Raw genomic sequence first — 3938 nt, forward strand, 5'->3', positions numbered from 1 at the left:
ATTTATTCCAGATCCTTGCCCATAAACTTCGGGTATCTTTTTTAGGCATTATTGGTTCAGGTTCGCTTTCTTCCTCCTGTGAGGACGATTCTACGCGTGTTATTTTTGATTGCTCGGCCGAAGAGGCATCAAGTGGCTGCATATTGCCCTTCAGTGTTTTCACTTCTTCCAAGATCTGTTCGTTTTGCTGTTCTTGCTTTTGAACGCTTTGTGCCATTCGATCAATCGATTGTTGCTGGTGCTGGATTATTAACCAGTGCAACCAAAAAGCAAATCAACGAAATTAAAAATATCGTTGATACTTCTTTCGATAACATGTTCCAATACGTGGATTTAGACAATACTCAAGATAGACAGAGAGCAATAGACTTGGTAAGGAAAATCGAGAAGTTGCGAATTTTCACAGGTGATGATATTGGAATTACAAACGAAAAAGCGAGCCAATTAATTCAAACAGCTATATTAGATTTCAAGCGATTAAATCATTTGCTAGAAAAAAACAATCTTGAACTTTCTCGAGACACGGTAAAAAAAGTAGAATTTTATAATTGGCTCGAAGATAGAGGTTAAAACACAGGAAAAGGGATGGAGTGAGGTAAAGTGATTCCATTTGACCGTATCGAGAAGAGCCGACTGTATCTAGGAGTTGCGCAAGTAGAATTAGACTTTATTCTTAACATATTAGAAAAATATGAACCTGAAAATGAACACACAAAACGATTAGACGCATTGGCAATGGTTTTACATCGTGAACAATTAAAATACGCAGGGGAGAAAAGAGATGAGAATACAAGAATATAGAACTCGTTATGAAACTCTTTTGAAAATGGAATGGACTAGTGTTGAACGATCTAAAATGCTTTTGGGTCTTCTAGGTGATATTGAAAGGTCAGCGAACCTTTTAACTTCTACGAGCGAGACACAAGAAAGTGAAAGAGAAGAATTAAGAGCTTTGTATCGTGAAGTTCTTATGAGTTTTGATTCTAATGATTCTAAGCAAATTGAAAGTGAGTTGAGAAAAATGTCAGCGGAAAGTGAAAAAAATAATACACTTGTCGGATTTCATTTAAAAAGTAAAAAAGATGAACCACGCGTTTTGTCTCTCAAAGAATATACCTGGCATATTCCCAAAACAATGCGTAATTTAAATATTCAACAAGGTGATATCGTAGGCGTGGGCAAACATAAAAAACCGTTTTTAGTTTCAAATGTTTTTCGAGAAGAGTTTGAAGAGACAGGCGAACGATATAAACGCGTAACAGCTTTTTACGAAAGATTTTCTGAAAAGGAATAGCAAAAGCTATTCCTTTTTTTTTATCTTTCATTCAGCTTATGAATTTAGATTAAAAATAACAGCTGCAAGCGAGTATTTTTTTAATCTAGCTATTGATTTTAATTGGTACAAAACTGTACCAATGCCTCGCAGAGCCTTCATTTTGCACATGGTACATGTCAAAATACCGAGAAGGTTACTTTGTCAAAGTAACAAACGGTCTGGTATAATTTTGGTCAGAGGTGATGGGTTTATGAGTATGAGTATTTCATGTCAAAAATCTTCAACAAGAACGAACATCAAACATAACAACCGAAAGATGAGTGAGAAGGAAAAAGAACAAAATAAACACATTGATCCGACTCGTTCTCATCAAAATAAATACTTAGTTCAAGAAAATATAAAAGATTTGTATGAAAAAGAATTTGGAGAAGCGTTGGAAAAATACAACGCGAAACAGACAAGGCAAGACCGAAGAATTCCAGATTACTACAAGCACATTCAGTCGAGTAAAAAGACATCAGTTCAACAAGAAATGATTATTCAAGTTGGAGACAAAGATGATTTTTCTAGTAATGAAAAAAAAGAACTTGCAAATGATGTGCTGCGGAAATGGTTTGATGGATTTGAAAAACGAAATCCACATTTAAAAATCTACAACGCTGTCATTCATAACGACGAAGCAAGTCCACATTTACATATCAACTTCGTTCCAGTTGCTGGCGAGTACAAACGAGGAATGGAAAAGCAAGTTTCTTTCGACAAAGCCATTCTCCAGCAGGATTCATTCCTACAAAAAGAACGGCCATTTGATCAGTGGCGTGAAAAAGAAGTGGATTTACTAGAAAAAATACTAAAAGAACGTGGAATCGAACGAAAACTAGTTGGCAAAAATCAATATAAAGACGTTAATGACTACAAAGAGAAAAAAGATTTAGAGCGTGAAATCAAGCAATTGAAAGAAATTGTGCCCGATGAAAAAACGGTTATTCCTTTTCTAAAAAAAGAAATTGAAACCGAAGTGGTTCAGAAATTCGTAGGAAAATCAGAAGTCATTGAGCGTGAGACCGAAAATTACGTATTGTCTCCTGAACAGTACAAAGAACTAAGCGAACAGATTCATGCAGCTGTCGTTATTAAAAAGGATTATGAACACTTAAAGACAACCGATCTAGCTAAAGAAAATGCACAATTACGTATTGAAAAAGAAGATTTCAGACTTGATTTCAATCGTGTTGTTGAAAAATTCAACACGAAATTAGATGACTACAAAAAGTTAGAATATAAATACAACCGTTTAAAGACGCATGCAAGGGATTTGAAGCTTGAATTAACCACGACCTATCTTAGCGCTAAAAAGTTTATAAAAGATCATACAGAGGACTCCAGGAGCTTTAAAGGAGCTTTTAAAAAGTTTGGAGACCTCGTTAAAGAAAAAACCTCGATGGTTCGAGACAAGAACGACTTAGAACCAAAAGTAAGTGAATTTGAACGAACGCACAAAAAGGAACTCGAAAAAGAGCGAGATAACGGATTGAGTCGATAATTCCATCTGCCTTTCTTGCTAACGTTTTTGAATTGCCGTAAACAAATCCTAATGAGCCTTCTAAGCTTTCTAATTACTACAAACAGCCTTCGTTTGGTTTTTATCTCAAAAAGCTTAGAAGGCTTTATATGGCTTTTTGAGATACATATTGTTTTTTCTATTTTTCACCATGAAATGGTGCTCCCTATATATATATTACTTTAAAAGATTACTTACATTACTTACATTTAAGGTGAGCTCTGACGCTTAGAGCCACAAGGGATTCAGGTTTTAAAAATAACTTTTACTCCCTTTTAAAATAACTTTTACTCCCTTTTGAAATAACTTTTTCTCCTTTTCAAAAATAACACGTTGATTTTTTTGTTATTTAAGTGCTATATTTAAAATAACATAATCCTTTTAAAAGTTATTTTAAAACAGGAGTATTTGTTATAGTACGAGTAATTCAGCGTAAGAGAAATTGTGTCACTGGGGGAATTATGATGGGGAGAGTAAATAGTAAAACGAAGTTGATTTCATACGAAAATTCCATAAAAAAAAGCAACGAATTATCTATGGCTAAGTTATATCAAGGATTGACCCTCAATCAAATGCAGTTGCTTGCATACTCTATTTTTTGCACACAAAAAAATGGAGTTACAGAATTTCGCAAAACTGATTTTGAAGAAAAATTTGGTGTACTTCAATATCGAACAGAAGACGCCTTAAAAGATTCTGATAAAATCACGAGTATAAAATTTAGTACAGTCGATATGGAAAATGAAAAGTTCAAATTTTGGAATGCCTTTATAGGCATGGGATATGACAAAGGATTATTTACCTTTGAATGGAGTCCCAAAATGCTTCCACATATTTTAGAAGTTAAAGAAAAATACTACGTAACAACAGATTTAACCATTGCTTCAAATTTTAAAAGTAGTTTCTCTTGGACACTATACGATTACTTAAAAGCGCATTATGGCTGCTGGTATAAAAATATTTCTAAAAATGAATTGATGGAGTTATTTGGTGTATGTTTCGATTGTTGCCAAGCCGTTCTCATCCGTAGTGGCGGAAACATCTTCTGTCCGTACAACAATCGCACTAATTTGACTGTCGTTTTCTGCTGCTTCACCGAAC

The 3938-nt window shown here is 34.3% G+C and carries 5 protein-coding genes; all 5 read left to right on the plus strand.

The window, feature by feature from the left end:
- Positions 1-153 precede the first annotated feature (153 nt).
- Positions 154-570, plus strand: coding sequence for a hypothetical protein (locus tag ABZ924_RS38210; RefSeq protein WP_361920294.1), 417 nt, complete (start codon positions 154-156; stop codon positions 568-570).
- A gap of 30 nt (positions 571-600) precedes the next feature.
- Positions 601-801: a hypothetical protein gene (locus tag ABZ924_RS38215; RefSeq protein WP_361920296.1), complete on the plus strand. Its 201-nt coding sequence runs from the start codon at positions 601-603 to the stop codon at positions 799-801.
- Positions 782-1294 (plus strand): DUF5839 family protein, encoded by a 513-nt coding sequence (locus ABZ924_RS38220; protein ID WP_361920298.1) that lies wholly within the window; start codon positions 782-784, stop codon positions 1292-1294. The genes ABZ924_RS38215 and ABZ924_RS38220 overlap by 20 nt, the downstream gene beginning before the upstream one ends.
- 238 nt (positions 1295-1532) lie before the next feature.
- Positions 1533-2819 (plus strand): plasmid recombination protein, encoded by a 1287-nt coding sequence (locus tag ABZ924_RS38225; protein ID WP_361920301.1) that lies wholly within the window; start codon positions 1533-1535, stop codon positions 2817-2819.
- Between the two features lie 590 nt (positions 2820-3409).
- Positions 3410-3938, plus strand: a 529-nt coding sequence (locus tag ABZ924_RS38230) for a replication initiation protein (protein ID WP_361920300.1), incomplete at its 3' end; no start/stop codon positions are given.

Origin of the sequence: Streptomyces sp. NPDC046876 (genome assembly GCF_040645035.1) — a bacterium.
Lineage (GTDB): Bacteria > Actinomycetota > Actinomycetes > Streptomycetales > Streptomycetaceae > Streptomyces.

Bases quoted from the DNA above. Each gene is read 5' to 3' on its own strand.
- ABZ924_RS38225 (WP_361920301.1), top strand. From the start codon at position 1,533: ATGAGTATTTCATGTCAAAAATCTTCAACAAGAACGAACATCAAACAT.
- ABZ924_RS38220 (WP_361920298.1), top strand. From the start codon at position 782: ATGAGAATACAAGAATATAGAACTCGTTATGAAACTCTTTTGAAAATG.